Annotated in this window: 18 protein-coding genes and 1 pseudogene; 3 read left to right on the forward strand and 16 right to left on the reverse strand. The window is 63.4% G+C overall.

Annotated elements, in window-relative coordinates; all coding sequences use genetic code 11:
- Positions 1-175 precede the first annotated feature (175 nt).
- Both PRJ_RS15550 and PRJ_RS15555 read left to right on the forward strand, forming a co-directional pair.
- A complete protein-coding gene (locus tag PRJ_RS15550) occupies positions 176-1,090 on the forward strand; it encodes a LysR family transcriptional regulator (RefSeq protein ID WP_003253946.1) in 915 nt (304 codons plus the stop codon).
- Positions 1,091-1,595: 505 nt separating this feature from the next.
- Positions 1,596-2,812: pseudogene (locus tag PRJ_RS15555) on the forward strand (DUF3422 domain-containing protein).
- 147 nt (positions 2,813-2,959) lie between these two features.
- Here PRJ_RS15555 and PRJ_RS15560 read toward each other — a convergent pair.
- The 7 genes from PRJ_RS15560 to PRJ_RS15590 form a co-directional block, all read right to left on the reverse strand.
- The gene (locus tag PRJ_RS15560) at positions 2,960-4,351 is read right to left on the reverse strand and encodes an amino acid permease (RefSeq protein ID WP_104961878.1); all 1,392 of its coding nucleotides are present in this window, start codon (positions 4,349-4,351) and stop codon (positions 2,960-2,962) included.
- Positions 4,352-4,414: 63 nt separating this feature from the next.
- Positions 4,415-4,762, reverse strand: a complete 348-nt coding sequence (locus PRJ_RS15565) for a RidA family protein (protein WP_104961879.1) — start codon at positions 4,760-4,762, stop codon at positions 4,415-4,417.
- A gap of 73 nt (positions 4,763-4,835) precedes the next feature.
- Positions 4,836-5,552 (reverse strand): ABC transporter ATP-binding protein, encoded by a 717-nt coding sequence (locus tag PRJ_RS15570; RefSeq protein ID WP_104961880.1) that lies wholly within the window; start codon positions 5,550-5,552, stop codon positions 4,836-4,838.
- Positions 5,549-6,322 carry an ABC transporter ATP-binding protein gene (locus tag PRJ_RS15575; RefSeq protein WP_104961881.1) on the reverse strand — a complete coding sequence of 258 codons (774 nt, stop codon included), beginning with the start codon at positions 6,320-6,322 and terminating at the stop codon, positions 5,549-5,551. The genes PRJ_RS15570 and PRJ_RS15575 overlap by 4 nt, the downstream gene beginning before the upstream one ends.
- The gene (locus tag PRJ_RS15580; protein WP_104961882.1) at positions 6,319-7,566 is read right to left on the reverse strand and encodes an ABC transporter ATP-binding protein; all 1,248 of its coding nucleotides are present in this window, start codon (positions 7,564-7,566) and stop codon (positions 6,319-6,321) included. Before PRJ_RS15580 ends, PRJ_RS15575 begins: the two co-directional genes overlap by 4 nt.
- A gap of 11 nt (positions 7,567-7,577) precedes the next feature.
- A complete protein-coding gene (locus PRJ_RS15585) occupies positions 7,578-8,516 on the reverse strand; it encodes a branched-chain amino acid ABC transporter permease (protein WP_104961883.1) in 939 nt (312 codons plus the stop codon).
- A 131-nt stretch (positions 8,517-8,647) separates the two neighbouring features.
- Positions 8,648-9,796: a branched-chain amino acid ABC transporter substrate-binding protein gene (locus tag PRJ_RS15590; RefSeq protein WP_223843534.1), complete on the reverse strand. Its 1,149-nt coding sequence runs from the start codon at positions 9,794-9,796 to the stop codon at positions 8,648-8,650.
- Between the two features lie 328 nt (positions 9,797-10,124).
- On the opposite strand from PRJ_RS15590, the gene PRJ_RS15595 reads away from it, so the two are divergent.
- On the forward strand, positions 10,125-10,850 hold the full coding sequence (locus PRJ_RS15595) for a FadR/GntR family transcriptional regulator (RefSeq protein ID WP_104961884.1): 726 nt from the start codon (positions 10,125-10,127) through the stop codon (positions 10,848-10,850).
- Positions 10,851-10,983: 133 nt separating this feature from the next.
- Here the strand turns inward: PRJ_RS15595 and PRJ_RS15600 are convergent, their stop codons facing one another.
- From PRJ_RS15600 to PRJ_RS15640, 9 genes are all read right to left on the reverse strand, one after another.
- A complete protein-coding gene (locus PRJ_RS15600; RefSeq protein ID WP_121161815.1) occupies positions 10,984-12,432 on the reverse strand; it encodes an NAD-dependent succinate-semialdehyde dehydrogenase in 1,449 nt (482 codons plus the stop codon).
- Between the two features lie 63 nt (positions 12,433-12,495).
- Positions 12,496-14,181: a thiamine pyrophosphate-binding protein gene (locus tag PRJ_RS15605; protein ID WP_104961886.1), complete on the reverse strand. Its 1,686-nt coding sequence runs from the start codon at positions 14,179-14,181 to the stop codon at positions 12,496-12,498.
- A gap of 25 nt (positions 14,182-14,206) precedes the next feature.
- Positions 14,207-15,403 carry an FAD-binding oxidoreductase gene (locus PRJ_RS15610; protein ID WP_014861595.1) on the reverse strand — a complete coding sequence of 399 codons (1,197 nt, stop codon included), beginning with the start codon at positions 15,401-15,403 and terminating at the stop codon, positions 14,207-14,209.
- Positions 15,404-15,427: 24 nt separating this feature from the next.
- Positions 15,428-16,240 carry an NAD(P)-dependent oxidoreductase gene (locus tag PRJ_RS15615; protein ID WP_104961887.1) on the reverse strand — a complete coding sequence of 271 codons (813 nt, stop codon included), beginning with the start codon at positions 16,238-16,240 and terminating at the stop codon, positions 15,428-15,430.
- A gap of 26 nt (positions 16,241-16,266) precedes the next feature.
- Positions 16,267-17,469 carry a pyridoxal phosphate-dependent aminotransferase gene (locus tag PRJ_RS15620; protein ID WP_104961888.1) on the reverse strand — a complete coding sequence of 401 codons (1,203 nt, stop codon included), beginning with the start codon at positions 17,467-17,469 and terminating at the stop codon, positions 16,267-16,269.
- A gap of 3 nt (positions 17,470-17,472) precedes the next feature.
- On the reverse strand, positions 17,473-19,137 hold the full coding sequence (locus tag PRJ_RS15625) for a hydantoinase B/oxoprolinase family protein (protein ID WP_014861592.1): 1,665 nt from the start codon (positions 19,135-19,137) through the stop codon (positions 17,473-17,475).
- A gap of 24 nt (positions 19,138-19,161) precedes the next feature.
- On the reverse strand, positions 19,162-21,237 hold the full coding sequence (locus tag PRJ_RS15630) for a hydantoinase/oxoprolinase family protein (protein WP_104961889.1): 2,076 nt from the start codon (positions 21,235-21,237) through the stop codon (positions 19,162-19,164).
- 183 nt (positions 21,238-21,420) lie between these two features.
- On the reverse strand, positions 21,421-22,176 hold the full coding sequence (locus PRJ_RS15635; protein WP_014861590.1) for an SDR family oxidoreductase: 756 nt from the start codon (positions 22,174-22,176) through the stop codon (positions 21,421-21,423).
- Positions 22,169-22,918 carry an SDR family NAD(P)-dependent oxidoreductase gene (locus tag PRJ_RS15640; RefSeq protein WP_014861589.1) on the reverse strand — a complete coding sequence of 250 codons (750 nt, stop codon included), beginning with the start codon at positions 22,916-22,918 and terminating at the stop codon, positions 22,169-22,171. The genes PRJ_RS15635 and PRJ_RS15640 overlap by 8 nt, the downstream gene beginning before the upstream one ends.
- Positions 22,919-22,985: the final 67 nt, after the last annotated feature.

The following is a 22,985-nucleotide window of genomic DNA, read 5'->3' on the forward strand; positions in this document are numbered from 1 at the left end:
CCACTGACTCTATCCGGGCTTTGCCCGTTAGACCATCAGTGGCCATTAATAGTCGACATGCTTGTCATCGATTGGGCACCTGACTTTCCCTGCGATTGGTCCCCCTAAACCCGTGCAGGGTAACAGCCTTTGGCCTTAAGATTCACCTCTGCCCCACATTAGGCGAAGCGCACCGATGAATCGAAACGACCTGCGTCGTGTAGACCTCAACCTGCTGATCGTGTTCGAAACGCTGATGCACGAGCGCAGCGTGACCCGTGCCGCAGAAAAACTGTTTCTCGGCCAACCGGCCATCAGCGCGGCGCTGTCGCGCCTGCGCAACCTGTTCGATGACCCGCTGTTCGTGCGCACAGGGCGCAGCATGGAGCCGTCGGCACGTGCCCACGAGATCTTCGCCCTGCTGTCACCGGCACTGGATTCGATTTCCACGGCAGTCAGCCGCGCCGCCGAATTCGACCCGGCCACCAGCAATGCGGTGTTCCGCATCGGCCTGTCGGACGACGCCGAGTTCGCCTTGCTGCCGCAACTGCTCAAGCGCATTCGCGCCGAGGCGCCCGGTATCGTGCTGGTGGTGCGACGGGTCAACTACTTGCTGATGCCAACCCTGCTGGCCTCGGGCGAGATTTCGGTGGGGGTCAGCTACACCAGCGAACTGCCGGCCAACGCCAAGCGCAAGGTGCTGCGCCGCAGCATGCCGAAACTGCTGCGCGCCGACAGCGTACCCGGCAGCATCACCCTGGATGACTTCTGCGCCCGCCCCCATGCGCTGGTGTCGTTTGCCGGGGACTTGTCCGGGTTCATCGACGAAGCCCTGGAAGAAATCGGCCGCAAGCGCCACGTGGTGCTGGCGGTACCGCAGTTCAACGGGCTGGGGAGCTTGCTGGCAGGCACCGATATCGTGGCTACGGTACCGGACTACACGGCGGATGCACTGACGGCCGCCGGCGGCTTGCGGGCCGAGGACCTGCCGATACCCGTGCGCAGTTTCGAACTGCACATGGCCTGGCGCGGGGCACAGGACAATGACCCGGCGGAGCGGTGGCTGCGGTCGCGGATACAGATGTTCTTCGGGGATCCTGATAGCTTGTGACTGAGCTGCACTGACATCCACAAATATCAATACAATCAGTATTTTACTTGATTTTTTAGTGCAGGACCGTCCGTCGCATATAGTTGAGTATCCGGGAGCTACATCGCACGACATGCTGACGCTGTTTGCACAGACCATGATGGGAACCGTTGAAACCGCCGACCCTGCCACCCGGTTAAAGGCGTAATCCTGAAAAACCAACCACCCGATCCCATGAAAGCACCCATCCGTTTTTTAACACGATGAACAGCAAAGTCGTATTTACAGTGAATGGGAAGCGAGAACCAGAGCGTGGCGCATCGACTACACAGTTTGGGGCTCTGCCATGTCCTGAGTGGACTCTGCGTCATGGGGTAGCCCGGTGTCGCGATGCGCTAAGCAGCAGCACCGAATAAAGCCCTGCGTTTTTTAAGCCGGCCGCACTGCAAGCAATGTGACTTCCCGCTTCTACAGCAAAGTCCCACTACCTGGCACTCCAACAATCACAACGCCAAAGCGGACGACCATGCACCCTCAACGCACTGTCTTGCACAACGAATTGCACGCCCGCCCGTCGCTGTACTTCGACGGCCCGGCCCATGTCCATCACCTGGCCGTGCTCGGCGGCGATGCAGCCTGCGCGGCGCTGCTGCGGCGCTGCTGCCCGGATGCACTCGATGCGCAGCAGGCTCAGGGCATCACGCTGCTGGACGGGCACCCGTTCAAGTGGGAACGGCACACTGAATTCTTCACCCTGACGCTGGTGGTGCCTTGCAGCGTTGCCGACAGCGATTGGCAGCCGCTGCCCAAAGTGCTGGCTGACGCGTTAGCGCCACAGACTGCCGAGATCATCAACGCCGTGCAGATTCTGGTGCGCGACGAGACAGACCTCGAGCTGCCCGCTACGGCTTCAAAGACCCCTGTGGCTCCTGCGTGGGCGGTGGCGATGCGGTGGTCTGGAGCGACTTTCGCCTGGACAGCGAAGGCACCAACCGCTTCCTGTTCATCAACCGTCGCCTTAATGCCTACCGCCAGGGACGCATGATCCGCCGCCTGCTGGAAATCGAAACCTACCGCATGATGGCATCGCTGGCCCTGAGCACCGCCAAGGCCTTGAGCCAAGAACTGGACGCCTTCGACAAGACGCTGGTGCAGTTGTCCGAACGCAGCGCCGGCGGCGATGGCCATGACTCCAAGGCCTTGCTCGAAGCCATCGCCCACTTGTCGCGCCAGGTGGTCAGCCGCACGGTGAAAAACCGCCACCGTTTCGGCGCCACCCAGGCCTATGCGCAGCTGGTGTTCGAGCGCCTTGGAGAGCTGCGCGAAAGCCATGTGGGCGACTGCCAGCGGCTGGGGGTGTTCATCGAGCGGCGTTTCAAACCCACCGTGCGCTACTGCGCCGCCACCGAGCAACGCCTCGACCAGTTGGCCAAGAACGTGGCCAACCTCGGCGACCTGCTGCAGGCGCGGGTACAGGTGGAAATGGAGGAGCAGAACGCCGGTATCCTGCGCAGCCTCAACACCCGCGCCGATGCCCAGGTGAAGATTCAGCGGGCGGTCGAGGGGCTGTCGATCATCGCCATCACCTATTACCTGCTGAACCTGTTCAAGCTGCTGTATGGCGGGTTGAATGTGCTGGGTGCGGGGCTGGCGCCGCGCGATGCACTGCTGGCGATGGCGCCGCCGGTGCTGCTGGCCTTGCTGGTGATTCTGCTGCGCATTCACCGGGCCAAGCAGCATTGAGGGCCGGATAACCTGCAGGAGCGGCCTTGTGCCGCGAAAGGGCCGCAACGCGGCCCCAGGATATCCATGCGAATGCAAATATCGCCGGGGCTGCTCTGCAGCCCTTTTGCGGCACAAGGCCGCTCCAAAGAGCGCGGCAATCCTGAGCTAACGTTGCCCAACCGCCCGCAACAACCTCGGCACGCGCTGACGGGTAAAGCAGACCAGCAGGATGAACAGCGTCACCCCTGCTGTCATCAGTGCCTCGTACCGATAGGCATCGTTGACCAGCATGTACCCCAACACCAGCAAAATGGCGCCGATCACCAACCAGGTGAGCCACGGGAACAGCCACATTTTGAAAGCAAGCTCGGCACCCTCGCGCTCAGCCCGGGCGCGCATGCGCAGCTGCGAAATGGCAATCACCAGGTACACCAACAACGCAATGGACCCCGTGGTCGACAGTAAAAAACTGAACACCTGCCCCGGGAACCAGTAATTGACCACGCAGCCGGCAAACCCGGCCAGGGTCGACAGCAGCACCGCCACCACCGGCACGCCACTGCGCGACACCCGCCGGGTAACGGGCAGTGCCTCGCCGCGCGCTCCCAGTGAATAGAGCATGCGCGAGGCTGTATACAGCCCCGAGTTCATGCAACTGGTCACCGCCACCAGCACCACGATGTCCACAACAAGCTTCGCACCCGGCACGTTGAGTACGTCCAGCACCCGCTGGAACGAGCCCACCGCCTTAAGCGCCGGGTCGTTCCAGGCCACCAGCGACACCACCAGGAAAATCGACACCAGGTAGAAGATTGCAATGCGGTACACCACCAGATTGGTGGCACGGCGGATCTTCTCCTTGGGCTTGTCGGTCTCTCCCGCCGCAATGGTCACCACTTCGGCGCCAAAGAAGCAGAAGATGGTGATCAACACGCCGCCAAGCACCGCACCCCAACCGTTGGGCGCGAACCCGCCGTTGGCCCAGAGGTGGCTCACGCCCGACGTTTCGGTCAACGGCCAGACCCCGGCCACCGCCATACCCCCGACCACGATGAAGGCAATGATCGCCACCACCTTGACCAGTGCGAACCAGAATTCGAACTCACCGAAGTTCTTCACGCTGACCAGGTTGCTGCACGCCAGCAAGCCCATGATCAAAAAGGCGAACAGCGACGACGGCACTGAAGGAAACCAGGCGTGCAGGATATCGGCACCGGCAATCGCCTCGACCGGAATGATCAGCACCCAGAACCACCAGTACAGCCAGCCGATGGTAAAGCCTGCCCACGACCCGATGGCCTGGCCGGCATAGGTGGAAAACGACCCGCTGTCGGGGTTGGCCACCGCCATCTCGCCGAGCATGCGCATCACCAGCAGCACCAGCAGGCCGGTCATTGCGTAGGACACCAGAATGGCCGGGCCTGCCGAGGCGATGGCGTTTGAGGAACCAATGAACAGCCCGGCGCCAATGATGCCGGCAATGGAGATCATCGAGACCTGACGCGAGGTCAGGCCATGTTGCAGTGAACGCTGTTGTTCTTGTTGAATCGACGTCATCTGAAACCTTCGTGCGGCTTCGCCGTCGCGCAGGCAACGGCGAGGTTAAGCAGGCACTGCCCGTCAGGTAGCGGCAGTAATGATCAATTCAACCAGCATGCCGGGCTTGGCCATGCGGGCCTGGCCGGTGGAGCGCGCCGGGGCGTGTTCTTTGTCCACCCAGGCGTCCCAGACGCTGTTCACTTCATCGAAATCGCGCAGGTCATCCAGCCACAGGATCACGTTGAGGATCTTGCGCTTGTCGGTGCCGGCCAGCGCCAGCAGGTGGTCGACCTTGGCCAGCACTTCGCGGGTCTGCTCGGCGGCAGAGGTGCCGGGGGTTCCGACCTGGCCGGTGAGGTACACCACACCGTTGTGTTTAACGGCATGGTGAACACGGGTATCGAATTGGTAACGCTCAATATCAGTCACAGCACACACTCTTTTGATGGAAAACACGATGAATGGGGGCGCTTGGCATGGGGCGCGAAGCGGCCCCAAGGCATCACTCCCCCAGGTAGGCCTTCTGCACCTGTTTGTCGTGCAACAGGTCCTGGCAGCTGCCAGTCAGGGCAATACGCCCGGAGTCGATTACATAGGCGCGGTCGCAGGTCTGCAACGCCAGGCGGGCGTTCTGCTCCACCAGCAGCAGGGTCACCCCGCTCTTGACCACTTCACGAATGGTCTCGAAGATTTTCTGCACGATGATCGGCGCCAGGCCCATGGACGGCTCGTCCAGCAGCAGCAGTTTCGGCTTGCCCATCAGCGCCCGGGAGATGGCCAGCATCTGCTGCTCGCCCCCGGACATGGTCCCGGCCAGCTGGAACGCACGCTCCTTCAGGCGCGGAAACACGCCATACATGCGTTCGATGTCGGCAGCGATGGCGTCCTTGCCGTCACGCCGCGAATAGGCGCCCATTTCAAGGTTTTCGTGCACGGTCAGCTTGGGGAAGATGCCGCGCCCCTCCGGCACCAGCGCCAGCCCTTCGCGGATCAGGTTGAAGCCCTTGATAGCCGCATGGGCCTTGCCGTCGAAGGTGATCTGCCCGGCATTGGGCCTGAGCAGCCCGGCCAGGGTCTTGAGGGTGGTGGTCTTGCCGGCGCCGTTGGCGCCGATCAGGGCGACCATTTCGCCCTGGGCCACGTTCAGGTCGATGCCCTTGATCGCCTGGATGGCACCGTAGGCAACCTGCAGGCCCTCTACTTGCAAAATGTTGTTCATGCCACTGCCTCCGAGCCCAGATACGCCTCGATCACCTTGGGGTCCTTGCGCACATCGGCCGGCAGGCCGTCGGCGATCTTGCGGCCGAATTCCAGCACGGTGATGTGGTCGCACAGGCCCATCACCAGCTTTACGTCGTGCTCGATCAGCAACACCGTCTTGCCGTCCGCCTGCATTTTGCACATCAGTTGGCGCAGGCCTTCAGTTTCCGAGGCGTTCATGCCCGCCGCCGGCTCGTCCAGGGCAATCAGCTTGGGCTCGGTGGCCAAGGCACGGGCGATCTCCAGGCGGCGCTGATCGCCATAGGAAAGGTTCTTGGCCAGCTCCCCTGCCAGGTGGCCAACGCCTACGTATTCCAGCCAGTGCCGCGCGGCCTGGCGGATTTCCCGCTCTTCACGGACACAGGCCGGGGTGCGCAGGATGGCGCCGAGCACACCGCTGCGGGTGCGCACATGGCGGCCGATCATCACGTTTTCCAGGGCGGTCATGTTGTGGAACAGGCGGATGTTCTGGAAGGTGCGGGAAATCCCGGCTTCCACCACTTTGTGCGGTTTGCTGATCAGCAGCGGCTTGCCATCGAACACCACCCGTCCCTGCTCGGCCCGGTACAGCCCGGTAAGCACGTTGAACAGGGTGGTCTTGCCGGCGCCATTGGGGCCGAGCAGGCCGCGAATCTCGCCGCGGCGGATGCTCAGGTCGATGCCATGCAGGGCCTGCAGGCCGCCAAAGAACTTGCTGACCTGATGCAGCTCAAGAAGGACGTCGCTCATGCCTTGTCTGCCTCTTTGATCGGGAGTTCGAAGGATGCTTCGCTGGCCGGGGCGTGTACCGCAGTGGCCAGGGCTGCCGCGGGCGGCGCGGGCTCCGGGTCGCCGTCGTGCAGCTCGGCGCGGCGGCGGTTGGACGGCCACAGGCCCTCGGGGCGAAAACGCATTACCAGGATGAGCGCCAGGCCAAACACCAGCATGCGCAGGGTCGAGGCATCCAGCACGTTGCGCAGGATGTCGCGGCTGATGAAGGTGACGTTGTCCATCACCCAGGGCTGAATCCAGTTGACCAGGTCGCGGAACAGCTCGGGCATCACCGACAGGATCAGCGCGCCCAGCACCACGCCACGGATCGAACCCATGCCGCCGAGCACCACCATGGCCAGCACCATGATCGATTCCATCAGGGTGAACGACTCGGGGCTGACAAAGCCCTGGTAACTGGAGAACAGCACCCCCGACACGCCGCCAAAGGTGGCGCCCATGGCAAAGGCCAGCAGCTTGAGGTTGCGCTTGTTCAGGCCCATGGCCTCGGCGGCCACTTCGTCCTCGCGCAGCGCCATCCAGGCGCGGCCGATGCGCGACACTTCAAGGCGCTTGGACAGCACGATGCACAGGATCACGATGAACAGGAAGAACAGGTAGTAGCTGATCACCGGCGACACCTGCAGGCCAAACAGGCTCCAGCTCTGCTGCAGTGAGAGCACCGGCACCGCGCCCTCGCCCGCCGCGTGCATCCACGGCCCACCGTCGATATGCAGCGGGGCGATGTTGCTGATGCCCTGAGGCCCGTTGGTGAGGTTTACCGGCTGGTCGAGATTGTTCATGAAGATGCGGATGATCTCGCCAAAGCCCAGGGTGACGATGGCCAGGTAATCGCCGCGCAGCTTGAGCACCGGCGCGCCGATCAACACCCCGCAGACCGCCGCCGCCACCGCTGCCAGCGGGATGATCACCCACAGCGGCCAGTCCATCACGCCGCCGGCAAGCCCTGCCAGGTTCAGATGCGGCGAGGCGAGCAAGGCGTACAGGTAGGCGCCGATGGCATAGAAACCGATGTAGCCCATGTCGAGCAGGCCGGCATAGCCGATGACGATGTTCAGGCCCAACGCCAGCAGCACGTAGAGCATGGCAAAGCCAAGGATGCGCACCCAGGTGGGGCCCAGCATCGGAATCGCTTCGATCAGGAACGGCAAGGCGATGAAGGCAACGATCAACAGCAGGTATTGGGTCTTGAGGTTTTTCATGACGGCTTTCCTCAGGCCCGGTCGGCCTGGCGTTCGCCAAGCAGGCCGTTGGGACGGAACAACAGCACCAGGATCAGCACCGCAAAGGCAAAGATGTCCTGGTAGTTGGCCCCCAGGAAGCCACCGGTGAGCTGCCCGGTGTAACCGGCGGCCAGCGACTCGATCAGCCCCAGCAGCAAACCACCAGCCATGGCCCCGAACAGGTTGCCGATACCCCCCAGCACTGCGGCCGAAAACGCCTTGAGGCCGAGCAACAGGCCCATGTAGGCGTCTGCCTGGCCGTAGTTGACCGCACGCATCACCCCGGCGATGGCGCCCAGGCTTGCGCCGATCAGAAACGTGGCACTGATCACCCGGTTGATGTTGATGCCCATCAGTCCCGCCACTTCCTGGTTTTGCGCCGTGGCGCGCATGGCCTTGCCCAGGCGGGTCTTGTCCACCAGCAGCCACAGGCCAAACATGATCACCACCGCGATCAGCATGATCGACAGCTGCACGTTGGTGATGGTGGCGCCGAACACTTCCACCGGCTGGGTTTCAACCACTTCCGGGAAGGTCTTGTAGCCACGCCCCCAGATCATCATCGCCAGGTTCTGCAAGGCGATGGAAATGCCGATGGCCAGAATCAGCGGGGTCAGCCGCGGCGCCTTGCGCAGCGGCCGGTAGGCGTATTTTTCCATGCCCTGGGCCAGCAGCATGCACACCACCACTGCGGCCATGATCGCCAGCAGCAAGGTGATGATGCCGGGAGCAAAACCTGCGCCGGCAAGCATCGTCAGTACCGAAATAGTCACCATAGCGCCGACCATGACGATTTCGCCGTGGGCGAAGTTGATCAGGCCGATGATGCCGTAAACCATGGTGTAGCCCAGAGCGACCAGGGCATAGATGCTGCCCAGTACCAGGCCATTGAGCACCTGTTGCAACAAGATATCGAATGTACCGTCCACGCGCTGAATCCTCGAAACTGCATTGCGTCGCCGCGCGGCGCCAAGGCGCCACGCGGCCGACTGGCTTGGCAGGTGGGAAAAGTCTTCTTGTTATGTGCAGGCTCAAGCCTGCTTGTTATGGGTGCTGCGGGTCAGTCGCGCTCGACCGACAGGGTCTTCCAGCCCCCATCGGCGAACTGGAATACGGTCGCGGCCGGGCTCTTCAGGTTGCCCTGGTCGTCAAAGGCGATGGTGCCGGTGACACCTTCATAGCTCTCTTTCTTGAGAACCGGCAGGTAGACCTTGGGGTCGTCGGAGCCGGCCTTGACCATGGCGTTGATCGCAGCCCAGGTGGCGTCGTAGGCTGCTGGCGAAGACTGCACCACGCCAACCCCGAACTTGTCCTTGAGCTTTTGCTCGAAGGCCGCGCCCTTGGGCATCTCCAGCAGCGGCGTGCCGTAGTTCCAGGCGTAGGTGCCTTCGGCGGCGCTGCCGGCCATCTGCTTGAACGAGTCGTTGGGCAGGTTGCCGATGTTCATGAAACGGGCTTTGAGGCCCAGGTTCTTCATTTGCTTGGCCATTGGTGCGGCCTGGTAGTCCAGGGCTGCAAAGAACACCGCGTCGGCCTTTTGCGCCTTGGCGGTGGTGAGGATGGCGTTGAAATCGGTGGACTTGTCGTTGGTGTACTCGCGCACTACTACGTTGCCGCCGGCGGCCTTGACGGCCTTGGTGACTTCATCGGCCAGGCCTTGGCCATAGGCGGTGCGGTCATCGAAGATGGCGATGCGCTTGGCTTCAAGCTTGCCGACCAGGTAATTGCCGGCATAGCGGCCCAGGGTGGCGTCGTCGTTGACCACGCGGAACACAGACGGGATGCCCTGACGGGTCAGTGCCGGGTTGGTGGCCGACGGCGAGATCTGCGGAATACCGGCGGCGGCGTAGATTTTCGACGCCGGGATGCTGGTACCGGAGTTGTAATGGCCGATCACCACCGCCACTTTCGAGTCCACCAGGCGCTGCGCCACGGCGGTGCCGGTGCGCGGGTCGGCGACGTCATCCTCGGACACCAGTTTGAACTGCGCTACTTTGTCGCCGATTTTCAGTTGCTGCTGGTTGGCTTCTTCCACGGCAATCTGAATGCCATGCTCAACGTCCTGTCCCTGGTGTGCCGACGGCCCGGTCAGGGGGCCTGCGAAACCGATCTTGACGGTTTCGGTCTCTACTGCGTGCGCCGTCCCCATGGCCATCAGCAAGGTTACCGCGGTGGCGAGGGCTGTACGCCCTCCATTGTTCTTATACATGCTCAGCTCCCAGTATGATTGGACGAACCTCGACATCACTTACCGCATGCGAACTGGCAGGATCGCCGTCGCACTTGTAAGATAACAGTCAGCAGGCAACTGTCAATGGGTGTATGCTCTGGATGTCGTTAAAAAAACCGGCGAGCAACGAAGGGATTCGCAGCAAAAAACAGGTCGTCATACAAGCTGTGTCAGATGTTTGATAACCTATGCCGACAACATCACCGCTGGTTGGCTACGGATCCCGCCGCAAAGGCGCTTACGGGCTGCGCGCAACCTGCCGGAGAACAACCGTGATGAGCCAACCAGTTTCAGGAGCAACTTTTCTATGAATGCGTCCTTAGGCACGCGCCGCGCCAACCTGGCGGAAACCGTGATCCAGGAGCTGTCCAGCCGGATCGACAACGGCACCTACGGGCCGGGCGACAAGCTGCCGTCCGAGCAGGAGCTGTGCAAGGAGTTCAGCGTCAGCCGCCCGGTAGTGCGTGAGGCCGTGGCCTCCTTGCGCCTGGGCGGGCGCCTGATCGCCCGCCAGGGCGTGGGCGTGTTCGTGGTCGAGCAGGACGTCAAGCGCATCGGTTTTGCCATCGACAGCGTGGTCGACGATGTGCGCGCTGCCGCGCACATTCTCGAATTGCGCCTAGGCATCGAGGCCGAGTCGGTGGCCCGCGCCGCAGAGCGCCGCAGCCCCGCGAGCATGGCCGCGATCACCGAGGCGTTCGACCGCTTCAACTCCCTTGATGGCGCCACCCAGGAAGAAGAAGCCAAGGCCGACTTCGAGTTCCACCTGGCCATTGCCCGCGCCACCAACAACCCGCACTTCACCCAACTGCTCGAAGCCTTGGGGCCGGACATCATCCTTGACCTGAACCTCAAGCACGGCCAGGTGACCGGCAAGAACCGCCAGGCGCACATCAAGAAGATCGGCCGTGAACACGGCGCGATCCTGTCGGCGATCAGCATGGGCGATGTGAGCAGCGCCCGTACGGCGCTGCGCAAGCATCTGGAAGAGAGCCTGTCGCGCTATCAGCGGTTGCTGGACAGCAAGGCCTGATCTGTATGCCTGCACCGGCCTCTTCGCGGGCAAGCCCGCTCCCACAGGGATCGCACAATGCCTGGGCTTGTGCTGTACCTGTGGGAGCGGGCTTGCCCGCGAATGGCCCCAACATCAAAGGTACAGGACGACCTCAAAGCCCCAGGCAGGTGTACTTGATCTCCAGGTAATCCTCGATCCCGTAGCGCGACCCTTCCCGGCCCAGCCCGGAGGCCTTGACCCCGCCAAACGGCGCCACCTCAGTGGCCACCACGCCGACGTTGATACCCACCATGCCGTAATCCAGCGCCTCGGACACCCGCCACACCCGCCCCACATCCTGGGTATAGGCGTAACACGCCAGGCCAAACTCGGTGTCATTGGCCTGGGCGATCACCTCCTGCTCGGTGCTGAAGCGGAAAACCGGCGCCACCGGCCCAAAAATCTCTTCACGCGCCACGCGCATGTCTGGCGTCACATCGGCCAGCAAGGTCGGTTCGAAGAACGCCTCCCCCAGCCCATGACGACGGCCACCGGTCACCACCCGCGCACCGGCTTCGACCGCCTCGCCCACCAACTGCTCGACGCCGCGTGCAGCACGCCCGTCGATCATCGGCCCTACTTGAGTACCGGCAGCATCGCCCTGCCCCACCACCAGCTCATTGACCCGCTCGGCAAAGCGCGCCACGAAGCGCTCGTAGATGCCGTCCTGAATGTAGAAGCGGTTGGCACACACGCAGGTTTGCCCGCTGTTGCGGAACTTGGCGATCAGCGCACCTTCCACGGCCTTTTCCAGGTCGGCGTCGTCAAACACGATGAACGGCGCGTTGCCGCCCAGCTCCATGGTCACCTTTTTTACCGTGGCGGCCGACTGCTGCAGCAATTGAATACCGATTGGCGTTGAGCCGGTGAACGACAGTTTGCGCACCACCGGGCTTGTGGTCAGTTCGCCGCCAATGGCCGCCGAATCACCGGTGACCACGCTCAGCACGCCAGCAGGAATGCCCGCGCGCTCGGCCAGCACACACAGCGCCAAGGCGCTGAACGGCGTCTGCGAAGCCGGCTTGAGCACCAGGGTGCAGCCTGCCGCCAGCGCCGGCGCGGCCTTGCGGGTGATCATCGCCGCCGGGAAGTTCCACGGCGTGATCGCCGCGCACACGCCAATCGGCTCCTTGGTGACCAGCAGGCGGCGGTCGGCATTCGGCGACGGGATCACATCGCCGTAGATACGCTTGCCCTCTTCGGCATAGAACTCCACATAGGCCGCGGCAAAGGCGATTTCGCCGCGGGACTCGGCCAGCGGCTTGCCCTGCTCGGCGGTCATGATCCGCGCCAGGTCTTCCTGGTGGGCAAGGATCTCGCGAAACCAGGCCTGCAAGCGCGCCGCGCGCTCTTTGGCAGTCAGTGCGCGCCAGGCCGGCAAGGCACGCTCGGCCGCGGCGATGGCGCGACGGGTTTCCTCGGCGCCCATGCGCGGCACGTGGCCCAGCACGTCACCGGTGGCCGGATTGGTCACGGCAATGCGCTGACCGCTGTCGGCCTGCAGCCATTTACCGTCGATATAGCAAACTTCACGCAGCAGATCGTGATCGGCAAGATTCATGTCGATTGGCTCGTTCGAAGAATAAAAAAGGTGGGGCCAGACCGCGCCCCACCTGAGGTGAAATCAGCGCTGGGCCTGCAAGGCCTTGTCGCGGATCTGGCTGAGGGTCATGCGCGGGGTCAGAGCTTCGGGGTCGACCTGGATCTCGATCAGCGCCGGCTTGCCAGACGCCTGGCAGCGTTCGAAGGCGGCGACGAAATCTTCGGTGCGAGTGACCGTTTCACCGTGCAACCCATAGGCACGGGCCAGGGCAGCGAAGTCCGGGTTGTGCAGCTCGGTGCCCGAAACGCGGCCCGGGTAGGTCTTTTCCTGGTGCATGCGGATGGTGCCGTACATGCCGTTGTTGACCACGACGGTGATCAGCCGGGCGTCGTAGTGCGCGGCAGTGGCCAGCTCCTGGCCGTTCATCATGAAGCAGCCGTCACCGGCAAACGCCACCACGGTACGTTGCGGGTAGGTGAGTTTGGCCGCCACCGCCGCTGGCACGCCGTAGCCCATCGAGCCGTTGGTCGGGCCCAACAGGGTGCGGAACACCCGATGCTGGTAACCACGGTGCACCCAGCCGGTGTAGTTGCCGGCGCCGCAGGTGAGGATGCTGTCGGCCGGCAGGTTGCTGTTCAGCCAGGCGATCACTTCGCTCATCTGCACGTCACCCGGCGAGCGCGGGGTGTCGAAGTTGCCGCGGTAGCCACTGTTCAGGCTGGCAGTCCAGTCTTCGAAGGCCTGCGGGCGCACCGGACCGAGGATGTTGGCCTGGCGCAGGAAGCTGCCGGGGCCGGCGTTGATGCCCAGGGCCGGCTGATAGACGCGGCCGATTTCCTCGGCGCTGGCATGCACATGCACCAGGGCCTGTTTCGGCGTCGGGATGTCGACCAGGGCATAACCACCGGTGGTCATTTCACCCAGCCGCGCGCCCACCACGACCAGCAGATCGGACTGCTTCACCGCATCCACCAATACCGGGCCGGCCGCCAGGCCAAGGTCGCCGGCGTAGTGCGGATCGGTGTTGTCGAACAGGTCCTGGCAGCGGAACGAGGCCGCCAGCGGCAGGTTCTGGGTGTGCACGAAGGTTTTCAGGTCGGCCACCGCCTCGGCGGTCCAGCCGCCGCCACCGACGATCACCAGCGGGCGCTGAGCCCCGGCCAGCAGCTGCTGCAGCTCGCCCAGCGCTTCCGGCGCTGGCGCCGCTTCCACACGCTTGGCCGGGCGGGCATCGGCCACACTCACCAAGTCGGTGAGCATGTCTTCGGGCAGCGCCACCACCACCGGGCCCGGGCGGCCACTGATGGCACGCTGGAAGGCCTGATTGACCAGTTCAGGGATGCGCGCGGCATCGTCGATCTGCACCACCCACTTGGCCATCTGGCCGAACATGCGGCGGTAGTCCACTTCCTGGAAGGCTTCGCGCTCGATCTGGTCGCGCGCCACCTGGCCGATGAACAGAATCATTGGCGTGGAGTCCTGGAACGCGGTGTGCACGCCCACCGAGGCGTTGGTCGCGCCCGGGCCGCGGGTGACCATGCAGATGCCCGGCTTGCCGGTGAGCTTGCCATAGGCTTCGGCCATATAGGCCGCACCGCCTTCCTGGCGGCAGACGATCAGGTCGATCTCATCCTGCACATCGTGCAGGGCATCTAGGACTGCCAGGTAGCTTTCGCCCGGCACGCAGAAGGCACGGTCGACACCATTGACCCGCAGGGCATCGACCAGTACCTGGCCGCCGCTGCGTTTGATTTCGGAGTTGCTCATTGTTGTTCTCCCTCAGGCCGTGCGATCAGATGACCGAATCTTCCAGGAACGGCTTGTTGTCGATGACGCGCTGATAGGACAGCGCGCCCAGATCCAGCGAGCGGTAGCCGCCGTAAGTGATCAGTTCGGACAGGCCACGGCCGATGGCCGGCGCCTGCTGCAGGCCGTGGCCGCTGAAGCCGTTGCAGAACAGGAAGTTCTTGACCTCGTTGTGCGGGCCGACGATAGCGTTGTGGTCGAGCACGCAGAAGTCATAGTGCCCGGCCCAGAAGTTGACCACCTTGATACCCTCGAACGCCGGCACGCGCTCGGCGAGGATCGGCCATACCTCTTCGTCGAACTCGTCGTGCATCACGTCGAAGTCCTCGAAGTCCACTTCCGGGTCGTGCTTGGGGTAAGTGCCGCCCAGGTAGAACTTGCCCTCGGGGCGGAAGAACACGCCGGTCGGGTCGATGGTCAGCGGCACGGTGCCTTCCAGCGGCGTGCGGCAGTCGAACACGAACAGCGAACGGCGGCGTGGCTCGACCGGGATGTCCAGGCCCCCCATGCGCGCGACCTTGGTGCCGCGGGTACCGGCGCAGTTAACCAGCAGGCCACAGCCGATACGCTCGCCACTGGCCAGTTGCACGCCGGTGATGCGATCGCCTTCACGCTGGATGCTGACCACTTCGTTTTCGATGTACTCGATGCCCATCGAGCGTGCCTTGCGGCGGAAACCGTTGAGCATGCCGAGGCTGTCGAACCACCCTTCGCCGGTCTGGCCATAGCTGGCACCGGCCAGGGTGTCGATGTTCACCCAGGGGAACTTGCGCTGCAGTTGCTCGGGGTCGAGCAGGTGCACGTCGGCGCCGTGGGACACCTGGGTGTCGTGCAGGCGGCGCAGCACTTCATAGCCCTTGGTGTCACCCAGGAACAGGTAGCCATTCTCGTGGAATGCCAGGTCCGGGCGGTCGCCGTCGACTTCCATCAGGTCGGGGAAGTTGCGCACGAATTCGGCGCCGAACTTCGAGATTTCGATGTTGATGGGGTTGGAGAACTGCTGGCGGATCGAGCTGCTCGACAGCGCCGTGGCCGACTTGTTGTAGGTCCAGTCGCGCTCGATGACCAGCAGCGAGCCTTTGAAATCCGGGTTGCTGGCCAGAAAATAGGCCGTGGCGCTGCCGTTGACCGCGCCGCCGACGATCACCACATCGTAGTTCTGTTGTTTTGCCGTAGAAGCCATGTTGAGCGCTCTCGTGATGTGGATTTATTTCGGGTCTTCAAAGTGGCCAGCGCCGGCAAAGTTGCCGCCGTGGTAGCGTGCGGCAGGCTCGTTCGGGTCCAGCGGCGGGTGCTCGGCCAATACCTTTTTCCGGTAGTCGTCGGCACTGTCCTGCGGCACATAGCCAATCGACGAAGCCAGGCGGTTGTCCCACAGGCTTTCGCGGTTATCGGACATGCCGTACACCACCATGTGCCCGACCCGCGGCGCCAGCAGTGAGCGCTCGGTGAGCTGGGCGAAGTCGTCGAACGACAGCCAGGTGGCGAGCATGCGCCGGTCCAGCGGCTCGGGGAACGACGAACCGATGCGCAGGTTCACCGACTCGATGGCGAACTTGTCCCAGTAGTAACGGCCCAGGTCCTCGGCAAAGCACTTGCTCACGCCGTACAGGCTATCCGGGCGATGGGCGGCGGTGGCATCGATGGTCTCGGTACGGTCGTAGAAGCCGATGGCGTGGTTGGAGCTGGTGTACACCACCCGCTTCACGCCGTTGCGACGGGCTGCTTCGTAGATGTTGTAGGTGCCGACGATGTTGCCGTTGAGGATCTTCTGGAAGGTGTCTTCAACCGGCACGCCACCGGCATGCACGATGGCGTCGACGCCCTCGGTCAGCGGCAGCACGTCATCGAAGTTGCCCAGGTCGCAACGAATCAGCTCTTCGTGCGGCGCGGCATGGCCCAGGTCGGCGATGTCGGTCAGGCGCAATTCGTCGGCGAACTGCGCCAGGTGCTTGCGCAGCACGCTACCCAGGCGCCCGGCGGCGCCGGTGATCAGCAGACGTTTGAATGGCTTGCTCATGGTTTACCTCTGTTCGATTCGTGTGTTCAGGCCAGCGCCGCGAAGGCTTCGCGCAACTGCCCCAGCGCCTGTTCCAGCTCCTGGCGCGAAGTGGCGAAGGACAGGCGCACATAAGGCTCCACGCCAAAGGCCGAACCCGGCACCGTGGCCACCTTGCCGACCCGCAGCAGGTAGGCCGACAGCTCGGTGTCGTTGTTGATCACCTGGCCGTCCGGCGTGCGCTTGCCAATGAAGGCGCTGACTTCAGGGAAGGCGTAGAACGCGCCCTGGGGCATCTGCAGCTTGAGCCCGGGGATCTGCGCCAGGCCCTCGACCACCAGCGCGCCACGCGCCTTGTACTCGCGGTTTGCGTCGCGCACGAAGTCCTGCGGGCCGTTCAGCGCTGCCACCGCTGCCAGCTGCGAGATGCTCGATGGGCAGGTGGTGGTCTGTGACTGGGTCTTGTTCATCGCAACCACCAGGCCCTTTGGCCCGGCCGCGTAGCCCAGGCGGTAGCCGGTCATGGCGTAGGCCTTGGACACCCCGTTGATCAACAGGGTGCGCTCGCGCAGTTGCGGGCAGGCAGTGACGAACGAAACGAACGGCTGGTCGCCCAGCACGATGTGCTCATAGATCTCGTCAGAGATGATCAGTACCTTCGGGTGGCGCTCCAGCACCTTGCCCAAGGCGGCGAACTCTTCACGGGTAAAGATCGCCCCGCTAGGGTTGTTCGGCGAGTTGAGCATCACCCAGCGGGTACGCGGGGTAATGGCCGCTTCCAGCTGCTCGGCAGTGACCTTGAAGCCCTGCTCGGCACCGCACGGGATGACCACCGGCACACCGCCGTTGAGCATCGCCATGTCGGTGTACGACACCCAGTACGGCGCCGGGGTGATGACTTCATCGCCCTCTTCCAGGGTAGCCAGGAAGGCGTTGAACAACAGCTGCTTGGCGCCGTTGCCCACACAGATTTCGTCCAGGCCGTAGTGCAGGTCGTTTTCCCGGGCGAACTTGTCTACGATCGCCTGGCGCAGGCTGTCCATGCCATTGGGCGGCGTGTAGTGGTTGTTGCCGGCCAGCATCGCCTGGTGTGCCGCCTCGATCACGTGGGCCGGGACGTTGTAGTCCGGCTCGCCGAGGGCCAGGTTGATCACAGGCTCCCCTTTGGCCAGCATTTGCTTGGCCAGCACCGACACGGCCATGCTCGGCGAGCTTTTTACCGCTTTGACGCGGCTGCTTTGCACGTCCATTGCTCAACGCTCCTTGGCGGCTTCGAAGCCGTAGTCGTCACGCGCCTGCTCGGCACTGATGTAGCCGTAGCGCAGGTCGCGCTCGACCAACTGGCGGTCACGCTGACGCGGGTCGCCATAACCACCGCCACCCGGCAAACGCAACACCAGGCGACGGTCCGCCGGCACAAACTGCTGGCCCTTGCCGCGCAGCAGGCTGCCGTCATCCAGGCCAACGAAGCCTTGTGCACCCTCCTGGCCGCCTTCGAGGCCGCGAGCCGGGTACTGGATACGGTCGAACATGGCGCTGAAGCGGAAGCTGTAGCCTTCGCTGGCCGACACTTCGATTTCCTGGCCCAGGCCACCGCGCAGTTGGCCGGCACCGCCAGAGCCTTCACGCAGTTCTTTGCGCCAGACCACCACGGGGCCGGCGTGCTCGGTGGCTTCCACCGGCATGGTGTGCACGCCGCTTGGGAAGGCGGTGGCACTCAGGCCGTCCATCGCCGAACGGGCGCCCATGCCGCCGCTGTTGAACATCAGCATTTCGGCGTTGCGGCCATTGCGGTTGCTTTCCAGCGGGCGAACGCTCAGGTGCAGATTCCACAGGGCGCTGGCGCCCTCGGCTGGCACTTTGCCTGGCAGGCATTTGTGCAGCGCACCGAGTACCAGGTCAGGCACGAAGTGACCGAGCACATGGCGCACAGACACCGGCGCCGGGTGCTTGGCATTGAGGATGCAGCCTTCAGGCGCAGTCACTTCGAACGGTGCCAGCGACGCAGTGTTGTTCGGGATCTCTGGCGCAACGATGCACTTGAGGCCGTAGCAGGCATAGGCCTTGGCGTAGCCCAACGGCACGTTGATGCCGAACTGGCTCATGCCCGACGTACCGGTGAAGTCGCTCTGGATGCCGTCCGGGCCAACGGTGATGGTCACCGCCAGGGTGACCGGGACGTCGTAGCCGTCGAGGGTCATGCTGTTGCTGTAGGTGCCGTGCGGCAGCGACTTGAAGCATTCCAGGGTGGCGCGGCGGCTGTGCTCGAGGATGAACCCGCCGATGTGCTCCAGGTCGTCCAGCTGGAACTCTTCTAGCATGTCCAACAGGCGCTTGTGGCCGGTTTCATTGCAGGCCGACAGGGCATAGAAGTCACCCACTACCCGGTCATTCTCGCGCACGTTGTTGCGCAGGATGTTGATCAGGTCGCGGTTGACGTTGCCACGCTCGAACAGCTTCATGATCGGGATGAACAGGCCTTCTTCGTACACTTCACGAGCGTCGGGGCCAAAGCCGCGGCCGCCGATGTCGACCACGTGGGCGGTACTGGCGAAGTAGCCGATCAGCTTGCCCTTGTAGAAGGACGGCGAAACGATGGTGATGTCGTGCAGGTGGCCGGTACCCTTCCACGGGTCGTTGGTCACGTACACATCGCCTTCGAAGATGTTGTCTTCGCCGATGTCCTTGATGAAGTGCACCACCGCTTCAGCCATGGTGTTGACGTGGCCAGGGGTGCCGGTGACCGCCTGGGCGAGCATGTTGCCGGCACGGTCGAAGACGCCGGCCGACAGGTCGCCGGCCTCGCGCACGCTTGTGGAGAACGCGGTGCGGATCAGGGTCAGGGCCTGCTCTTCGACCACCGAAACCAAGCGGTTCCACATCACCTGCATTTGAATGTCGATCAAGGTATCGCTCATGTTCAGGTCTTCCGAATTCAGGCGTTAGCGGCGCACAACCAGCAGGCAGCCGTCTGGCTGGACCGTGGCGGTGAAGTTGGAGGTGACGAAGGTCGAGGTCTCGCGCTCGACGATGATTGCCGGGCCGTCGACCCGGGCACCGACCTGCAGCTCTTCGCGCGGATGGATGCCAGCTTCGACGAAGCCACCGGCGGCCACATCGAACACCTGACGGCGATCGACTTCCTGGGCACGGTAGGAGGCGCCCACGGTCTCGATGCGCTCCACAGGCGGCAGCGGCGAGCTGGCGCGTACCGACCAGCTGACGATCTCGATGTCCGGGCCGTCGATCGGGCGACCGAAGAAGCGCGTGTAGGCTTCTTCGAACAGCGTCTTGAACTGCACGGTATCGGCAGCGCTGAACGCCTTGAACGGCAGCGCCACGGGGATTTCCCAACCCTGGCCGACATAACGCATGAACGCCGTGCATTCCATTTCCGGCTCACCCTCGGGCATGCCCTGGCGCAGGAAGCCCAGCGATTCGGTTTTCATTTCCGCGATCAGGCCATTGATGGCGACTGCATCGAATTCGGACAGGCGCACAAACGAACTGCGTACCGCTTCGTAGCCAAAGGGTGCGCGCAGGAAGCCGATGGCCGAGCCCACGCCGGCACCGGCCGGAACGATGAAACGGGCAACGCCCATTTTTTCGCACAGGCGCGCGGCATGTAGCGGGCCGCCGCCGCCGAAGGTGATCATGGTGTAGTCGGCGATGTCTTTGCCGCTTTCCACTGCGTGCACGCGGCCGGCGTTTGCCATGTTCTCGTCGACCACTTCGCAGACGCCGAAGGCGGCGGTTTCGGGCTTCATCCCCAAGGGCTGACCAATCACCCGCGCCATGGCGTTACCGGCAGCCAAGGTAGACAAGCGCAAGGCGCCACCGGCGAAGTTGTCGGCGTCCAGGCGGCCAAGCAGCAGGTTGGCGTCGGTGATGGTCGGCTCCAGGCCGCCACGGCCGTAGCACGCCGGGCCCGGCTCGGAAGCGGCGCTGTGCGGGCCGACGCGGATCTGGCGCATGCTGTCGATGCTGGCGATGGAACCGCCGCCGGCGCCAATTTCAACCATTTCCACCACCGGAATGGAAATCGGCATGCCGCTGCCCTTCTTGAAGCGGTAGGTACGCGCCACTTCGAAGGTTTTGGCGGTTTTCGGCACCTGGTCTTCGATCAGGCAAATCTTGGCCGTGGTGCCGCCCATGTCAAACGACAGCACATTCTCAAGCGCATAACGGCGGGCGATGTCGGCGGCAAAGATCGCACCGCCGGCCGGGCCCGATTCAACCAGGCGCACCGGAAACTCGGCAGCGCTCTGCACCGAAATGATGCCGCCACCTGAGTGAATCATGAACACCGGGCAGTCGGCGCCTTCCTGCTTGAGGGTGACCACCAGGCGGTCCAGGTAGGACTTGATCAGTGGTTTTACGTAGGCGTTGGCGCAAACGGTGTTGAAGCGTTCGAACTCGCGCATCTGCGGCGAGACTTCGCTGGAAATCGAGATCGACAGCTGCGGCAGGCGCGACTGCAGGGCATCGCGCAGTTGGCGCTCGTGGGCGCCGTTGACATAGCTGTGGATGAAGCCAATGGCGACGCTGTCGTAGTTGCCTTCGGCGATGCGCTCGACCAGCGCGTCGATCTCTGCCTGTACCGGGGCGATCAGCACCTGGCCTTTGACGCCCAGGCGCTCGCGCAGGGTGTAGCGGTGTTCACGGTCGATCAGCGGTGGCGGCAGGACGATGTTGATGTCGTACTGCTCGAAGCGGTTTTCGGTGCGCATTTCGAGGGTGTCACGGAAACCCTCGGTGGTGATGAAGGCCGTGCGCGCACCGCGGCGCTCAATCAGGGCATTGGTAGCCAGGGTGGTGCCGTGGATCAACTGGTCGATATCCGAAAGTGCAAGGCCGGCCTGCTCCACCACCTGGCGCACGCCGGTGAGGATGGCCCGCTCGGGCAGCTCGTAGTCGGTCAGGATCTTGGTCGAATGCAGCACGCCGTCCACGTCCAGCGCGATATCGGTGAAGGTCCCGCCTATGTCCACGCCGACCCGGCATGATGTCGCAGTCATCGTCATATCCCCTGCTGTTGCTTTGTAGTTGTATCGATCCGCTTAAGCGGTCTCCATGTAAGTTATATGTTGTCTTACATGTGGTCAAGCAGTGATTCGTCTGTTTTCAGTGTTGTGGCACTATCGCCGGCAAGCCGGCTCCTACAGGGGTTTTCTGTAGGCGCCGGCGACAGGGCCAGCGGCTCAGGCGCTGGTCTTGACCATCCGCCCGCCACCCACTGCCTGGGCGGTAGGGAACACTTCAAGGCGCGACACATCCACCTGGCGCGGCATTCTCAGCGCGGCAAGCAGCAGCTCGGCGATGTCTTCAGGCTGGATCGATTCATAGCCTTCGTACAGCTCGTTGCCCGCCGCCTGCATTCCCATGGCCGTTTTGTACAGCTGGGTCTGCACCCGGCCCGGGGCGATCTCGGTCACGCGCACGCCGCTGCCCAGCAGGTCGCAGCGCAAGGCATCGCAAAACAGGCTGACGCCAGCCTTGGACGCACCGTACACCGCAGCACCCGGGTGCGGGGCGCGGCCGGCGCTGGAGCCGATGAAGAACAGGTGCCCCCTGCCCCGCCCGACCATGCCCGGCAATACCTGGCGCGCCAGGTGCAGCGGCGCCTTGAGGTTGATATCGAGCATGTTGTCGATTTCGGCCTCGTCGATTTCCTGAAACGCCGCGCGGGTGGACAGAATGCCGGCGTTATTGACCAGTACATCCACCGAGCGGCCCTCCAGCGCCCGGCTCAACCCGCGGTAGTCGCGCACGTCGGCCTGCAAGGTGCTCACCCCTGGCTCGCGTGCCAGCTCCGCCAACGCCTCGGCGCTGCGACCAACGGCAATCACTTCAAGGCCAGCATCGCGCAGCGCCAGCACGATGGCCTTGCCGATACCGCTGGTGGCCCCGGTCACCAGCGCGCGCTGGTAGCCCTCGGGAAATGCGACTTCAGGCATAGATGTAGCCTCCGCTAACAATGACGTTTTCACCCGTGGCATAGCTGTTGCGGCTGCTGCCCATCATCACGATCCACTCGGCGATTTCGGCAGGTTCTGCGGCGCGGCCCAGCGGGTTGGCTGCCGCCAGTTCGCCAAGGAAGCCCAGTTGCTTGGCGCGCTCGGTGGCAAAGCCGGCAGGCGCTACCGAGTTGACCAGGATCTGGTCCTTGGCGCAGGCCTGGGCGAAGGATTTGGTCAGGCTGACAACCGCAGCTTTGGTGGCAGCGTAGTGGGCATTCTGCGGGTGGGCTTTGAAAGCGTCCACGGAGGTGACGTTGACGATGCGACCGGTCACCGCAGGCGCCGCGACAAACTGCTGCATGTGTCGCACTGCCGCCACCATCATGTGATAGGTACCTTTGATGTTGACGGCGTTTTCCAGGTCCCACTCTTCGTCGCTGATCTCGAAGATGTCCTGGCGCGGGTAGATGGCCGCGCTGTTGACCAGGCAGTGAACCCGACCCAGTGCGCTGACGATTTCGCCAAAGGCGGCATGGGCGGTATCTTTGCGAGCGATGTCGCCGACCGCGATGGCCACCTCTGCACCTTGCGTGCGCAGCACTTCGGCAGCTTGTACCAACAATTGCTCGTTACGGTCGATCAGGCCAATCTTGCCAGCCCCACGCTTGACCATCAGGCGAGCTGTTTCCAGCCCCAGACCCGACGCGCCACCTACGATCACCACTGTCTGATTTTCCACAACACACCTCCGTGATTGAGTCTTTACGTAAGATGCCTGTTGTCTTACATTTGGTCAAACATCAAAT

Source organism: Pseudomonas sp. XWY-1 (assembly GCF_002953115.1).
Taxonomy (GTDB): domain Bacteria; phylum Pseudomonadota; class Gammaproteobacteria; order Pseudomonadales; family Pseudomonadaceae; genus Aquipseudomonas; species Aquipseudomonas alloputida.